Annotated in this window: 13 protein-coding genes and 1 tRNA gene; 8 read left to right on the forward strand and 6 right to left on the reverse strand. The window is 68.8% G+C overall.

Going from position 1 to position 12,572, the window contains the following annotated elements; translation table 11 throughout:
• Nucleotides 1-2 precede the first annotated feature (2 nt).
• Nucleotides 3-593: a hypothetical protein gene (locus tag ABH920_RS14060; RefSeq protein WP_370349383.1), complete on the forward strand. Its 591-nt coding sequence runs from the start codon at nucleotides 3-5 to the stop codon at nucleotides 591-593.
• A gap of 7 nt (nucleotides 594-600) precedes the next feature.
• Here ABH920_RS14060 and ABH920_RS14065 read toward each other — a convergent pair whose 3' ends face one another.
• The 4 genes from ABH920_RS14065 to ABH920_RS14080 form a co-directional block, all read right to left on the reverse strand.
• On the reverse strand, nucleotides 601-1,377 hold the full coding sequence (locus ABH920_RS14065; protein ID WP_370349384.1) for a hypothetical protein: 777 nt from the start codon (nucleotides 1,375-1,377) through the stop codon (nucleotides 601-603).
• A gap of 159 nt (nucleotides 1,378-1,536) precedes the next feature.
• Nucleotides 1,537-1,610, reverse strand: a tRNA-Thr gene (locus ABH920_RS14070).
• A gap of 48 nt (nucleotides 1,611-1,658) precedes the next feature.
• Nucleotides 1,659-3,227 (reverse strand): alpha/beta hydrolase, encoded by a 1,569-nt coding sequence (locus ABH920_RS14075; protein WP_370349385.1) that lies wholly within the window; start codon nucleotides 3,225-3,227, stop codon nucleotides 1,659-1,661.
• A gap of 193 nt (nucleotides 3,228-3,420) precedes the next feature.
• Nucleotides 3,421-4,275 carry a stage 0 sporulation family protein gene (locus ABH920_RS14080; protein ID WP_370349508.1) on the reverse strand — a complete coding sequence of 285 codons (855 nt, stop codon included), beginning with the start codon at nucleotides 4,273-4,275 and terminating at the stop codon, nucleotides 3,421-3,423.
• 145 nt (nucleotides 4,276-4,420) lie between these two features.
• Between ABH920_RS14080 and pyrE the strand changes: the two genes are divergently transcribed.
• The 4 genes from pyrE to fbaA all read left to right on the forward strand — a co-directional run bounded on the left by pyrE (nucleotide 4,421) and on the right by fbaA (nucleotide 8,066).
• Complete coding sequence (gene pyrE / locus ABH920_RS14085; protein WP_370349386.1) at nucleotides 4,421-4,990, forward strand: orotate phosphoribosyltransferase; 570 nt, start codon at nucleotides 4,421-4,423, stop codon at nucleotides 4,988-4,990.
• A 165-nt stretch (nucleotides 4,991-5,155) separates the two neighbouring features.
• On the forward strand, nucleotides 5,156-6,049 hold the full coding sequence (locus tag ABH920_RS14090) for a hypothetical protein (protein WP_370349387.1): 894 nt from the start codon (nucleotides 5,156-5,158) through the stop codon (nucleotides 6,047-6,049).
• A gap of 187 nt (nucleotides 6,050-6,236) precedes the next feature.
• Entirely contained in the window at nucleotides 6,237-6,983 is a 747-nt protein-coding gene (locus ABH920_RS14095) for a DedA family protein (protein ID WP_370349388.1), read from the forward strand.
• Between the two features lie 57 nt (nucleotides 6,984-7,040).
• Entirely contained in the window at nucleotides 7,041-8,066 is a 1,026-nt protein-coding gene (gene fbaA / locus ABH920_RS14100) for a class II fructose-bisphosphate aldolase (protein ID WP_370349389.1), read from the forward strand.
• 76 nt (nucleotides 8,067-8,142) lie between these two features.
• Here the strand turns inward: fbaA and ABH920_RS14105 are convergent, their stop codons facing one another.
• Together ABH920_RS14105 and ABH920_RS14110 are read right to left on the reverse strand one after the other, a co-directional pair.
• Nucleotides 8,143-8,916 (reverse strand): GNAT family N-acetyltransferase, encoded by a 774-nt coding sequence (locus tag ABH920_RS14105; protein WP_370349390.1) that lies wholly within the window; start codon nucleotides 8,914-8,916, stop codon nucleotides 8,143-8,145.
• Between the two features lie 69 nt (nucleotides 8,917-8,985).
• Nucleotides 8,986-10,233, reverse strand: coding sequence for an aromatic acid exporter family protein (locus tag ABH920_RS14110; RefSeq protein ID WP_370349391.1), 1,248 nt, complete (start codon nucleotides 10,231-10,233; stop codon nucleotides 8,986-8,988).
• Between the two features lie 144 nt (nucleotides 10,234-10,377).
• Here ABH920_RS14110 and ABH920_RS14115 point away from each other — a divergent pair, with 144 nt between their 5' ends.
• From ABH920_RS14115 to panD, 3 genes are read left to right on the forward strand one after another with little or no spacing between them, the layout of a single operon-like run.
• Complete coding sequence (locus ABH920_RS14115; RefSeq protein WP_370349392.1) at nucleotides 10,378-11,265, forward strand: Rossmann-like and DUF2520 domain-containing protein; 888 nt, start codon at nucleotides 10,378-10,380, stop codon at nucleotides 11,263-11,265.
• Nucleotides 11,262-12,128, forward strand: a complete 867-nt coding sequence (gene panC, locus ABH920_RS14120; RefSeq protein WP_370349393.1) for a pantoate--beta-alanine ligase — start codon at nucleotides 11,262-11,264, stop codon at nucleotides 12,126-12,128. Before ABH920_RS14115 ends, panC begins: the two co-directional genes overlap by 4 nt.
• Nucleotides 12,128-12,547, forward strand: a complete 420-nt coding sequence (gene panD, locus ABH920_RS14125) for an aspartate 1-decarboxylase (protein WP_194916274.1) — start codon at nucleotides 12,128-12,130, stop codon at nucleotides 12,545-12,547. Before panC ends, panD begins: the two co-directional genes overlap by 1 nt.
• Nucleotides 12,548-12,572 lie beyond the last annotated feature (25 nt).

A 12,572-nucleotide genomic window follows, 5' to 3' on the forward strand; every position in this document is an offset into this window, starting at 1 on the left:
AAATGACCGACACCGGACGCCGCATCACACTGGCCGCGGTCCTCATAGCGCTGCCGTTCGCCGTCGCGGCCTGCTCGTCGAGCTCGTCGAGTGCGTCACCGCAGAACGCCGCATCCGGCCAGTCGACGACCGCGCCCCTCGGCCAACCATCCGCACCCGCCGGTGGCAACGGCGACGGCAAGTTCCCCGCCGCCTGCTCCCTGCTTACCCAGGACCAGGCCAAGACCGCCCTCGGCGACGACGTGGCCCCCGGCGTCGAACAACAGGCGGCCGGCGGCAACGGCAGCTCCTGCACCTTCGACGGCGCGGGCGCGGCCGACGACGTCATCATCCAGGTCGGCCCCGCCGCCTTCATCCACCAGATCCAAGGCACCCACCAAACCCAACCCGTCCCCGCCCTCGGCCCCGACGCTGGCGCACTGGTCTACGGCCTCGGCGCCGACATCTACGACATCTACGCGGCCAAGGGCGCCACCGCCGTCGACATCAGCATCTCCAAGGGCGGCAAAGGCTCCGACCCCGAAACCCTGCCCCCACCGCCGGTCGCCGACGCGCTGACGGCGCTGGCCAAGACCGCCCTGGGCAAGCTCTAGAGCATCGCTACACCGAGACCGGCGAAGCCGTTCCGAGGCTCAGGACCTGCTCCACCTTCGCGACCGCCTGACTGAAGTCGACATACGCGACTTGCGACGATCCACTGCCGATCTGGAAGAAGACATAGCCGAGCACAACAGGCGAGAGCTCCTCGCAGACGATGTACCCGTTGAGCTCGAAGCCCTGGTACGCACCGTCGAGCCTGACCGCCGTCGTATCCGGCGCGGAGGAGAACGTGATCGGCGTGAAGCCGAACGTCAGGGACACGTCCCCGCTGGTGACCGTCCACGACTTGCAGGAGGCGAGTGCGCTGCTCAACTGTGCGTACCCGGCATCAGCCGCACCTGGCGAACCGTCGACGAGCACCTCGTCCAGAAACGGACCCGTAGCGCCGGCGGAGAAATCGGCTTCCTGCCGATTACCCAGCCCAGAACCACCGCCACCGACAAGCGTGTCGAGCGCCGGGCAGCCGCTGCTGCTGATCGCACCGCCGCCACTTGAGCCACCGCCGCCCGTGCCGCCGCCGCTCCCGCTGCCATTACCGGAGCCGGGACCAGTGGCCACGAAGTTCCCGCCAAGGTCAGCGGCAGTGAGCAGCGCGGCGCCAAGCTGCTGCCCGGTGGGGACCGACGGACTGATACTCGGACCGCTGCCCCCAGAAGCCGGTGCCGGTGCGCTGCTACTCCCCGTCTTGCCCGCAGACGCGGACGCACAGCCCGCAGCGGTCAGCACGACAAGAAGGAACACCGACGTAAAGGCCCGCGAGCGCTTGCGCCGACTCATGGGCATACCCCCTTGGCCTGGGAGACCGACCGGTGGCCCGGTCTCACCAGCGTCGCACCACAGCGCAGAAGCCGCATCCGGTCCACAACTGCCACGGGCGGCGCCACCGAGGAACGACAAAGGCGCCCGCCGGATCAGCGGACGCCCTGGTCAGAGGAGAGCCTCCTGTCGGAATCGAACCGACGACCTACGCATTACGAGTGCGTCGCTCTGGCCGACTGAGCTAAGGAGGCCCGACCCGTCAGCGTGCGCCGCGGGCCGGTGCACGAGTGTACCTGACGCTAGGCGCCGACGTCACAAGTGATCCCTGCGGGGGGGACGGTGCCTTGGATGAGGTAGCTGTCGACTGCGTTGTCGATGCACTGGGAGCCTCGGGTGTAGGCGGTGTGGCCGCTTCCGTTGAAGGTGAGGAGGTGGCCGTTTTGGAGCTGCTTGGCCAGGCCCTGGGCCCAGGGGTAGGGGGTGGCGGGGTCGTCTTTTGTGCCCACTACGAGGATGGGGGCGCTGCCTGCGGCGGTGATGGGGGCTGGTTGGGTTTGTGGTTTCACCGGCCAGGTGGCGCAGGAGAGGTCGGCCCAGGCCAGCATTTCGCCGAGGAGGGGGGCTTGGGTTTTGTAGTCCGGGACCTCTTTGGTCTCGATCTGCTGGGCGTTCTCGGCGTCGGGGTCGGGGCGGTCCAGGCAGTTGATGGCGATGTTGGCGTCGGTCTGATTGTCGTATGTACCGCTGGTGCGGTCGTTGTAGAGGTCCGCCCACTGGAGGAGGCGGGTGCCGTCGCCGTTCATGGCGGCGCTCAGGGCGTCGCGGAGGTCGCTCCAGTACTGGGGGACGTACATCACCTGGAGGACCGCTGTGAGGGCGAGGCCGTAGTTCACCGTGCGGTTGCCGTCGTGGGTGGGGACTGGGTGGTCCTGGAGGGACTGGAGGTAGGTCATGAGCTTGTCGACTGCTGTGCTGCCGTCGGTGCCGAGGGGGCAGTTGGTCTGGGTGACGCAGTCGGCGGCGAATTCGCGGATCAGCTTCTCGAAGCCCTGGGCCTGGGCGATGTTCATCTGCTTGGCGGTCAGGGTGGGGTCGATGGCGCCGTCCAGGACCAGCCGGCCGGTGTTCTGGGGGAACAGGCCCGCGTAGACGGCTCCCAGGTAGGTGCCGTAGGACTTGCCCAGGTAGTGGAGCTTGGCGTCGCCCAGGACCGCTCGGAGGACGTCCATGTCGCGTGCCGCGTTGGGGGTGCCGACGTAGGGCAGGATGCGGGCCGACTTCTGCTCGCAGGCCTTGCCGATCGCCTGTGACTCCTTCACGACCTCCGCCACCTGCGCGTCGGTGTGGGGCATCGGGTCCGCCTGGACGAACTCGTCCATCGCCGCGGTGTCGTCCGACAGGCAGCGCACCGGGTCCGACTGGCCGACGCCGCGGGGGTCGAAGCCGACGATGTCGTAGTGCGCCGCCACGTTCTTCGTCACCACGTTCGGGTCCTGCGCGTAGGCGATGCCCGCGCCGCCGGGGCCGCCGGGGTTCAGCAGCAGCGAACCCACCCGCTGGTCTGCTGGCCCGGTGGCGGCCTTGCGGGTCGCCATGATGTACGTCGTCCCCTTCGCGGGGTCCGAGTAGTCCAGCGGCACCGTGATCTTCGCGCAGGTCCAGCCGGGCAGGCTGCTGTCCGTCGCGCAGGGCGCCCAGGTCGGCTTCTGGTCGTAGAACTGCTGCAGGTCCGCGGGGACCACGTCGGCGTTCGCCAACGCCGCGTTCCCGCGCGCGCCCGTCGGGGTCGCGCCGCCCGAGGCGCCGCGTCCGCCGGGGGTCGAAGGCTTCTGCGCCGCGTGCGAACTCCCGCCGCACCCAGTGGTCAAGAGAAGGCCCGCGGTCGCCACCGCTAAGGCCCGCCGTACTGTCGGACTGGGATTCACGGGCAGTTCTCCTCCTGCGGCGCGGTCATCGTTTGTGACTAGCTATCCAGAAACGTCCGATTCCACACCATGTCACAGCCGGGAGGAGTACCTGAGGACTACGGAGAACCGGAGCAGAGAGATCAGGGTTGGATGTTCACTCCGCGTCCCAACGCATAGAGCCGTCCTTACGGGAAGTCTCATAGTCCTGACGAGACCCGCAGACCGAGGCCAGAGAGCACGAGCACGTCCGTCCGGTCTCGTCGAGCCGTACCTTCACGGTCTCCGACGGCACGTTCAGCCCGACGACCCGCCCCGGCCCCTCCGGCGTCAGTACCTTCTCTCCGCGCGCGGGAGCCTTAGCCTTCGTCTCCACGTAGAGCGGGTGCTCATACTTGAGACAGCACATAAGCCGCCCGCAGGCCCCGGAGATCTTCAGGGGGTTCACCGGCAGGTCCTGGTCCTTCGCCATGCGGACCGACACAGGCTCGAAGTCCTTAAGGAACGTCGAGCAGCAGGTGTCCCGTCCGCAGGGCCCGATCCCGCCCTGGATCCGCGCCTCGTCGCGGGCGCCCAGTTGCCGAAGCTCAATGCGGGCGTCCAACTCTCGCGCGAGTGTTCGCACCAGTTCGCGGAAGTCCACGTACTGCGGAGCCGAGAAGTACACCGTGATCTGCTTCTCCGACTCCACGAAGTCGACGCCGACCACCTTCATCGGTAGCCCCTGCTCGCGGATCTGCCGCTTGGCGACCACCCGGGCGCGGGCCCGCCGCTCCCGGCTGCGCTCGTCGCGCGCCAGGTCGTCCGGCGTGGCGAAGCCGACGAGCTCGTCCAGGCCGCCGATCTCCGCGTCCTCGTAGGTGTCGACCCACTGCGGTGCCCAGATGCACTCGGCTACCTCCGGCCCGGCGGACGTGGGGACCAGCACCTTGTCGCCCACGTGCGGGGTGATGGGCCCTGGCGCGTAGTAATACAGACGGCCGTAGCGGGTGAAGCTGACGGCACAGATCATCGCCACGGACGGTTCTCCAAACAGCCGACAGCACACGGCACGGACACGACGTTCACCCGGTTGAGCCTAAGCGCAGTCCTCGGCCCGAGGCGAGAGGCTGAGGAAGGCGATCGGCGGCGGCGCCGGGTTGGCTACCCTTGGGTACATGTCCAACGCACCGATCGTCGCCCAGCCTTCCTCAGCCCGTGATGCCCTCCTGAAGGAGATCCAGGCCAAGGCGGTGGTGCGCGGCGAGGTGACGCTGTCCTCCGGGCTGAAGGCCGACTGGTACCTGGACCTGCGGCGGATCACGCTGGACGGGACCGCGGCGCCGCTGGTCGGCACCGCGATGCTGGAGCTGACCGCGGACCTGGACTTCGACGCGGTCGGCGGGCTGACCATGGGGGCGGACCCGGTCGCCACCGCGATGCTGCACGCCTCGGCCGCCGGCGGCCGGGCGCTGGACGCCTTCGTGGTCCGCAAGGCCGCCAAGGCGCACGGCATGCAGCGCCGCATCGAGGGCCCGGAGGTGGCCGGCCGCCGCGTGCTCGCGGTCGAGGACACCTCCACGACCGGCGGTTCTCCGCTGGAAGCCGTGCGCGCTCTGAGGGAAGCCGGTGCGGAGGTGGTGGCAGTGGCTACGATCGTGGACCGCGCCACCGGTGCCGCCGAGGCGATCGCCGCGGAGGGGCTGCCGTACTACACCGTCTACACGCTGGGGGATCTTCATGTTTGAGAAAGATTCTTGATGTTTGATCGAGATCTCGGCGTGTAGGACAACAAAAAACGGGCGCCGTGAGGGGCCCGCGTTCTTGACCGCGAATCGGACGCAACCAGCGTGGTGGTTCGTGCGTCTACCTGCCAGAACCTAATCGGGTGTCAAGACTTTGGGGTGCGGGCTGTGGAACAGCAGGACGAGCTAGAGATCGAGACGAGGCTGCGTGCCGCCCTTCAGGCACGCAGTGAACTCGTCACGCATTCCACGCTCAGGCCTGGCATCCCGCCGAACGAGCACACGGCGGGGGTGCGGGCTCGGCGCGAGTCCTGGTGGTCGTGGCGCCGGATGTGGGTGCCGGTCACCGTCGCCGCCGCGCTGGCCGGCGGAGTTTTCGTGGGCGCGCAGCTGCCCTCGGGCTCCGGCAGCGCCACGACAGCCAGCCCGGGCAGCGGAGGCACCTCGAGCGCGCCCACCAACGGCTCGACCACGCCGATGCAGAACGCGTCGGTCGGGGGCACCCCGCAGAGCCTCGGCACGCTCAGCCTCACCGTGACCGCCGGCTGGCAGTTCACCTCGACGTCGAAGACCTCCGGGTGTGTGACGCTGAGCGGCCACCCGGCTCCTGCGGCCGCGAACACCGCGGCGGCTCTGCCGTGCGGCGTGGACGCGCTCTACCTCAAGACCGACGCCACGGCGAACAGCTGGCCGCTGAGCACCGCGGCCAAGGACACCGGCTGGTGGCCGGCCACGGTGTCCTCCACCTCGGACATCGTCTGCCCGACGGCCACGTCGGGGAGCAGCACCGACATGGTGAAGGACTCGACGCTCCTGCGCTCCTCCGACAAGTACGAACTGGCGGCGCAGCCCGGACAGGCGACAGCAGCCACGGCCGAGTACCACGAGTGGGCAGTGACCTGCGACACCGGTCCCGGCGTGCAGCCGATGCTGTGGAAGCTCAACGCCGCGCCCGGCGCCGCCGCGCCGACCACCTTCGCGGTGGCCACGGTCGTGTCGGCGAACCCGCAGTACGACTCGGCGCTGCTGGGTATGGTGGGCTCGCTGCACCAGACGAGCTGACCGGCGCCGGCGGCCCCCCGCCCGCGCCGAGTCGATCCGGCTCGATCCGTACTCGGTCCGCACGCGGTCCGACGAACCGGTCGAAACGGCTCATGTCGCTGCTCGTGTCCCGGCCTGACCAGGCCGGGAACCGTTTGGATCCCGCCAACTGCCACACGCTGTAGTAATGACAAGGTAGCCTCGACCTGTGACCTCATCTCTGGCCCACTTCATGGCCTTCAATCCGATCTCCGCGACGGACTGGATCAACGCGCTCGGCAACTTCGCCGTGCTCGGCGTCTGCGCGATCATCTTCGCCGAGACCGGTCTGATGATCGGTTTCGTCCTGCCCGGCGACTCGCTGCTGTTCATCGCCGGTCTGCTCACTCTGTCGGGCAAGCAGTCCGCGGGCGTGACCAACACCCACCACCTGTCGCTGCCGCTGCTGTTGCTGGCCGTCCCGGTCTGCGCCGTCGCCGGCGCGCAGCTCGGCCACTATCTCGGCGCGCGCTTCGGGCGGCCGCTGTTCGACAAGCCGGACAGCCGCCTGTTCAAGCGCGAGCACGTCAACAAGGCCGAGGAGGTGTTCCACCGCTACGGCGAGACCAAGGCCGTGGTGCTGGCCCGCTTCATCCCGGTCGTGCGCACGTTCATGAACCCGGTCGCCGGCGTCCTGGAGATGCCCGCCAAGAAGTTCTTCATGGCGAACCTGGTCGGCGGGATCATCTGGGCCGACGGAGTGCTGCTGCTCGGCCGTCTGGCGAGCAACGCGATCAGCCCCAGCAAGGTGGACAAGTACATCATCCCGATCACCTTGGTCATCGTGCTGCTGTCGCTGCTGCCGATCGTCTTCGAGTGGCGCAAGACCAAGAAGGCCAAGGCTGCCGGGACCTCCGGCTACGCCGCGTCCGACCAGGATTCGGTCGCCTCGAGCGGTCGCCACCGCAGCCGGTAAACTGCGCCCCAGCAGCGCTAATCGAGTGCGACCGTCCCACCCAAGGAGACAACAGCGATGGCTATCGCGACCCCTGAGGTCTACCGCGAGATGCTGGACCGGGCCAAGGCCGGCCGGTTCGCCTACCCCGCGATCAACGTGACCTCCTCCCAGACGCTGAACGCCGCTCTGCGGGGCTTCGCCGAGGCCGAGAGCGACGGCATCCTCCAGATCTCCACCGGCGGCGCGGAGTACCTGTCCGGCTCGGTGAAGGACATGGTCGTCGGCTCGGTGGCGCTGGCGGAGTTCGCCCACGTGGTGGCCGCGCGCTACGACGTCACGGTGGCCCTGCACACCGACCACTGCCCGAAGGACAAGCTCGACGGCTTCATGCGGCCGCTGATCGAGGTGTCCACCGAGCGGGTGAAGGCGGGGCAGCAGCCGCTGTTCCAGTCCCACATGTGGGACGGCTCCGCGGTGCCGCTGGACGAGAACCTGCAGATCGCGCAGGAGTTGCTCGCCAAGTGCGCCGCGGCGAACATCATCATGGAGCTGGAGATCGGTGTCGTCGGCGGCGAGGAGGACGGCGTCGCCAACGAGATCAACGACAAGCTCTACACCACCCCCGAGGACGCGCTGAAAACCGTCGACGCGATCGGCCTCGGCGAGAAGGGCGCCTACCTGCTGGCGGCCACCTTCGGCAACGTCCACGGCGTCTACAAGCCGGGCAACGTCAAGCTCCGCCCGGCGATCCTGAAGGACCTGCAGGACGCGGTCGCGGCCAAGCACCCCGGCCACGGCGACAAGCCGTTCGAGCTGGTCTTCCACGGCGGCTCCGGCTCCACTCTGGAGGAGATCCGCGAGGCCCTGGACTACGGCGTGGTGAAGATGAACATCGACACCGACACGCAGTACGCCTTCACCCGGCCGATCGCCGACCACATGTTCAAGAACTACGACGGCGTCCTGAAGGTCGACGGCGAGGTCGGCAACAAGAAGACCTACGACCCGCGCACCTACGGCAAGTCGGCGGAGACGAACATGGCCGCGCGCGTCGTCGAGGCGTGCACGGACCTGCGCTCTGTGGGGACGAAGCTCAAGTAGTCCTCTGACAGTGCCAAATGGGGCGTACTCCTTTCATAGGGAGCACGCCCCATTCTTCTTAGTGTTCTTAGACTTCTTAGAACGAATACCGCACGCGTCCTGAGAACCGCTCGAACCCCAGCCGCCGGTACACCGGCGCGCCGAGAGCGGTGGCGGTCAGGGTCGCGCTCTTCGCTCCGGCCTGGAAGGCGCCGTCGACAGCGGCGGCGGAGACCAGAGCACCCAGTCCGCGCTTACGTGCGGACGTCTTGGTGGCGACCCAGTACAGCCCGGCGGAGTCCTCGTGCCGGAGCGCCAAGGCGCACGCGGCCGGTTCCCGCTCGAAGTAGGCGACGAACGCGTGGACATGCGGGTCAAGCAGAACGGCGTGCGAAGCGAAGTGCGTCACTGTCTCCGGGTCCTGCTCCGCCTCGATGCGGAGGGCGCGGTGCACCTCGGCGAAGGCGTCCGCCTCCTCCGGGTCGCGGACCTCCGCGAGCTCGATCTCGGGGCCGGGCGTCGGGACGGCCGGCGCGGAGGCGATCCCCATATCCTCCAGCTCGATACCGCGGGCCATACCGGCGGCCTCAGCGGCTGCTATGAGGTCCGCGTCGCCATCGACCGATGCCCACAAGTTCAACTTCTGGCCGTGTTCGGCACCGAAGGACTGGAGCGCCGCGATGGCCTTCTCCGCCGGCACTGTGCGATCGAACCGCCGTGCGGAGCTGTAGAACAGCGACCGCAGGAAGGGACGCACTGACGCCACCATCAGCATCCCCGCGTCTTCGCCGACGACGGTGCCGTCCTCGTGCTCGGCGAACAGGCGCGCGGCGGCCAGGGTGGTCCGGTCGCTCTGGTCCAGGAAAGTCATACCGCGCATCATCCCCAGATTCCGCGGGACTGTGCGCGGGACAAACGACCCACTCCTTGCGGCGCACCGCTATGTGGACGAGCTGGGTACCGGCGCGGGCAGGATCGCAGGGATCGCCAGCGCGTGCGGTCCGTCCACCGGATCGAGTTCGTAGAGCATGCGGCGCACCTCGTCGAGCAGCGAGCCGTGTACGGACCACTTCTCTACGGCGAACGCTCCTATAGGGAGCATGTCCTCTATAGCCGAGAGCTGATGGTCCGCGGCGGCGGTGATGATGACCTTCAGCTCCTCCAACACCTGGCGGCTGTCCCGGTCCGGGATCTGCAGCCGGCCGAAGCGGTTCAGGGCGCGGCCGACGTCCAGCAGCAGTATCGCCAGGGCCTCGGGGACCTCGGTGCTCGCCGGCAGCCCGCGGGCGCCGTTGGCGAGGTCGTTCAGGCCCCGCAGCAGGCTGTTGAGTTGCGAGGAGACGTGACTGAGGCAGATCGCCGCCTGGTCGACGCGGTTGACCTCCGGCTCCAGGGCCGAGCGCCGGGGGTGGTAGCGGACGGCCTCCTCGGCCTGGTCGGCGATGTCCTCGGCGTCCGCGCTGTCGCCGCGCAGTGCGCGGGAGCGCTCCAGCCACTTCTTCGAGTCCGCCGCGGACCACTCGGAGCCCAGAGCTTTGGAGACGTCTCTGCAGAGCTGCGCCAAGTCGTCCGCCAGGTCGGCCAGGTCCTTGGCCGCGGTGTCGCTGTAGGTCGGCGGCGCGACCAGCGCGTTCGCGACGACGCCGACCGCGGCGCCGACCAGCGTGTCCCAGATGCGTTCGACGCCGTAGCCGCGGCCCAGGCTGTAGACCAGCAGCGAGGTGGTCGCGACCTGGTTGACCTGGGTGCCCAGGCGCAGGGTCCGGCCGATCATCAACGCCACGATCACCAGGGCCGAGAGCGTGAACCAGGTCAGGTCCACGAACCGGCCGAGCGCCAGGGCCGCGAAGACGCCCAGGAGGACCGCCGCGACCTGCTGGAGGCCGCGCCGGAAGGTCTGGTAGATGGTCACCTGCATGGTGATCAGGACGGCCACCGGCGCCAGGACGGCGTGGAACTGCGGATGGCCGTGATAGATCACACGCTTGGCGATCTCCCAGGCCACGGCGCAGGCCAGGGCGGTCTTGAGCGTTTGTATGAACGCGTCGCGCTCGCGGTTGAACCAGTGCCGCACGCCGTGCAGCCGGAAGGCCCGCACCGAGTGCTCGATCCCGGAGCGCAGCGTGGTGTGGCCACGGCCGAGCAACTCCCTGGTGAACTCGCTGATGGAGTCCGTGGAGCGTGGCATGGGGCGATTGTTGCAGAGATACAGATCTTCCCAGAAGGACCGCGATGATGACCGTGAAGCCCGCATCGGGATACGCTGAGGCCGCCATCATTTTGATACGACTGGTACCCACAGCGGACTGGATCGTTGACAGATAGAGAGCCCATGGATTCCGCAGAGTCCCGCCTGGCCGTAGGCGTGGTCGGTACCGGCCGCGTCGGTTCGGCCCTCGGCGCCGCCCTGCAGCGCGCAGGCCACCGCGTGGTCGCCGCTTCCGGCGTGTCCGAGCAGTCAGTCCGCCGGGCCGACAAACTCCTGCCCGGCGTGCCCCTCCTGCCGCCGCAGGAGGTGCTGGCCGGCGCCGACCTCGCGCTGCTCACCGTTCCCGACGACGCGCTGCCGGGCCTGATCGAGGGCCTGGTGGCGACCGGTTCGATCAAGCCGGGCACGATACTGGCGCACACCTCCGGCCGCTTCGGCTTCACCGTCCTGGACGCGGCCACCCGCGTCGGCGCCCTGCCGCTGGCCCTGCACCCGGCCATGACCTTCACCGGCACCGAGGTGGACGTGGCGCGGCTGGCCGGCTGCTCCTTCGGGGTGACCGCCCCGGACCCGCTCCGGCCCATCGCCGAGGCCCTGGTGGTGGAGATGGGCGGCGAGCCGGAGTGGATCGAGGAGACGGCGCGGCCGCTCTACCACGCGGCCCTCGCGTACGGCTCGAACTACCTGGTCACCCTGGTCGCGCAGGCCGAGGACCTGCTCACCGCGGCCGGGGTCCGGGAGCCGGGCCGCATGCTCGGCCCGCTGCTCGGCGCCGCGCTGGACAACGCGCTGCGCTCTGGCGACCTGGCCCTGACCGGGCCGGTGGCGCGCGGGGACGCCGGGACCGTCGCGGCGCACCTGGAGGTGCTGGCGGAGCACGACCCGCAGGCCGCCCGGGGTTACCGCGCTCTGGGACGCCTCACCGCGGACCGTGCCATGGCATCCGGGATGCTCTCCGCGGAGAAGGCCGAATCCCTGCTCGGAGTGCTGAACAAGGAGTCTGACGCATGACCGCGCTCGTCCACACCCGCGCCGAACTTCAGCCCTTCTTGGATGGCTTCGCCAATGGGAAGCGTGGAGTCGTCATGACCATGGGGGCTCTCCATGAGGGTCACCTGGAGCTTCTGAAGAAGGCCCGCCACGACTGCGACCTGGTCGTCGCCACCATCTTCGTGAACCCGCTCCAGTTCGGCCCGAACGAGGACTTCGACCGGTACCCGCGCACGCTCGACGACGATCTCAAGCTCTGCGCAGAGGCCGGAGTGGACGTCGTCTATGCGCCGGCCGTGGAGGAGGTCTACCCGGGTGGGCAGCCGATCGTGAAGGTCACTCCGGGGCCGATGGGGGAGGTGCTGGAGGGTGCGTTCCGTCCCGGCTTCTTCACCGGCGTCCTGACCATCGTGAACAAGCTGCTCAACCTGACAGACCCGCACATGGCGTTCTTCGGACAGAAGGACGCCCAGCAGCTCGCTCTGGTGCGCCGCATGGTGCTGGACCTGAACATGCCGGTGGAGATCGTCGGCGTTCCGACAGTCCGCGACGAGGACGGCCTCGCCAAGTCCAGCCGGAACCGCTACCTCAGCCCTGAGGAGCGCACTACGGCGCTCACTCTGTCGCGCGCACTGTTCGCCGGACAGGCGAAGACCGCGGAGGGCGCGGACGCGGTGCGGGGAGCCGCGAACGCCGTCCTGGAACCCGCCGTGGCCGCCGGCCGGATCGATGTGGACTACCTCGCACTGGTCGACCCGCGGGACTTCTCGGAAGTCTCTCCGACGTTCTCTGGAGAGGCCGTGCTCGCTCTGGCGGCCCGCGTCGGAACGACCCGCCTCATCGACAACCTCCCCCTCACCCTCACCACCCCCGGAGCGCGCTGATGTACCGCACGATGCTCAAGTCCAAGATCCACCGGGCCACGGTCACCCAGGCCGACCTGCACTACGTGGGCTCGGTCACGATCGACGAGGACCTGATGGACGCCGCCGACCTGCTGTCCGGCGAGCAGGTCGCGATCGTCGACATCGACAACGGCGCGCGCCTTGAGACCTACGTCATACCCGGGCAGCGGGGCACCGGCGTGATCGGCATCAACGGTGCCGCCGCACGTCTCGTGCACCCCGGGGACCTGGTCATCCTGATCTCCTACATGCAGGTGGACGACGCGGAGGCGCGTAGTCTTCAGCCGAAGGTGGTGCACGTCGACACCGAGAACCGGATCGTCGCCCTCGGGGCCGATCCGGCCGAGCCGGTGCCGGGTTCACAGGTATTGAGCCGGGGCGACGTCACCGCGAACTGACGGGGTACCGGCCTACCACCGGTAC

Source organism: Catenulispora sp. EB89, from assembly GCF_041261445.1.
In the GTDB taxonomy this organism is placed as follows: Bacteria; Actinomycetota; Actinomycetes; order Streptomycetales; family Catenulisporaceae; genus Catenulispora.